Raw genomic sequence first — 1,435 nt, 5'->3', positions numbered from 1 at the left:
TGGAGGCGCGCATCCTGGCCCTGTCGAAGACCCACGACCTCCTCACCCGGGACGACTGGAGCGGCGCGCCGCTGCGCGAGGTGGTGGAGGCCGAACTCGGCCCCTACCGCGGCGGCTCCTGCCGCATCGTCCTCGAAGGTCCCGACGTGGCATTGTCGCCGCGGCACGTGCTCTCGCTCGGCATGACCCTGCACGAGCTCGCCACCAACGCCGCCAAGTACGGTGCGCTGAGCGTGCCGGGCGGCGAGATCCGCGTCCGCTGGAGCGTTGAGCGGACCGGCGACGGCGCGCGGCGCCTGCACCTCGACTGGGCGGAGAGCGGCGGTCCGCCGACTTCCGTCCCGTCGCGGCGGGGATTTGGCACGCGCCTGATCGCGGTCAGCGTCGAACGCGAACTCGACGGGACGGTGGCGCTCGACTTCAATGTGGAAGGCCTCCGTTGCGCCATCGTCGTTCCGCTGTCGCAGGCCAGCGCGGACTACATGAGCCCGCTCGCCATCCCCACCGCCCATTGAGCGGTCCGCCCCCGCGCCGTCACCCGTCAGGACGCTCGCAGGCCTCGCCGGCGACGGCGGCGACCGACGCCCAGCGGGCGGCGCCTCCCGGGTCCCGGGAGGGGCGCCTTCCACGACGGAACGCGGCCCACCCGGAACGGAAGGGCGGGCCGGGCATTGCCGCCTCTTATGACGGAGGCGGCGATGACGGAGAAGAAGGGCCACGGCAGCGGGACGGCCAGGAAGGCAAACGCCAAGGCGAGCCACGAGGGCAAGCCGAACCCGCGCAAGTCGTCCGCCGCCCAGGCGGAACTCGGCAGGAAGGGCGGCAAGGCGAAGTAGCCGGGCGCGTGGCGTGTGCGGAATCCCCGGCCCGGCAAGGTCACATGCCTCGGGAAGCGTGTGCCCCGCCGACGAACGGCATGTCGGCGGGCGCGTTCCACCAGGGCCATGCCGGTGAGTGGGATTAGATGGGACGACAAGTCGATGAGGTGGTTCGAGCACGAGGAACGAACAAACGGACCAGATCCCGGCCGCCTTGCGGGACCGGTCGCGCATGGCTGACCCCAAGCGACCCGCAACCCCGGCCGCGGGTGCGGTAGGCAAGGCGCGAATGACGTCCCGCGCAGCCGCCTGCCTCGGGCTCGCGACCTCAGCGTCCGTGATGACGGGCTGGCTGCTCGACATCCCCGACCTGCGGACCATCCTGCCGGGCGAGGCACCGATGGTGGCGCTGACCGCCCTGGCCCTCGTTCTCCTCTCCGGGGCGCTATTGCTCTCCGCCTGGCCGGAGCGACGGTCACTTGCCGTGCGGGCCGGCCGCGGCCTCGCCGCCGGCGCCGCCGCGCTGGCCCTGGGCGGCGGCATTCAATACCTCGCGCCGCAAGGGTTCCGGCTCGACGACTGGACGCAACGCCTCTTCTCCGGGCCTCTCGGACCTG

2 protein-coding genes and 1 pseudogene are annotated in these 1,435 nt (G+C 72.5%); all 3 read left to right on the top strand.

Annotation, left to right across the window (positions count from 1 at the left end; all coding sequences use genetic code 11):
- The coding region (locus AX737_RS31275; RefSeq protein ID WP_197430784.1) for a sensor histidine kinase at positions 1-515 on the top strand (515 nt) is incomplete at its 5' end.
- A gap of 183 nt (positions 516-698) precedes the next feature.
- Entirely contained in the window at positions 699-836 is a 138-nt protein-coding gene (locus tag AX737_RS35080) for a hypothetical protein (protein ID WP_197430783.1), read from the top strand.
- 271 nt (positions 837-1,107) lie between these two features.
- Positions 1,108-1,435 (top strand): annotated as a pseudogene (locus AX737_RS31270) (hybrid sensor histidine kinase/response regulator); the annotation flags it as partial.

The organism is Methylobacterium sp. CCH5-D2 (genome assembly GCF_001556475.1).
Taxonomy (GTDB): domain Bacteria; phylum Pseudomonadota; class Alphaproteobacteria; order Rhizobiales; family Beijerinckiaceae; genus Methylobacterium; species Methylobacterium hispanicum.
Note: the sequence above shows the minus strand (reverse complement) of the source record. Positions and strands in the feature narration are given on the sequence as shown.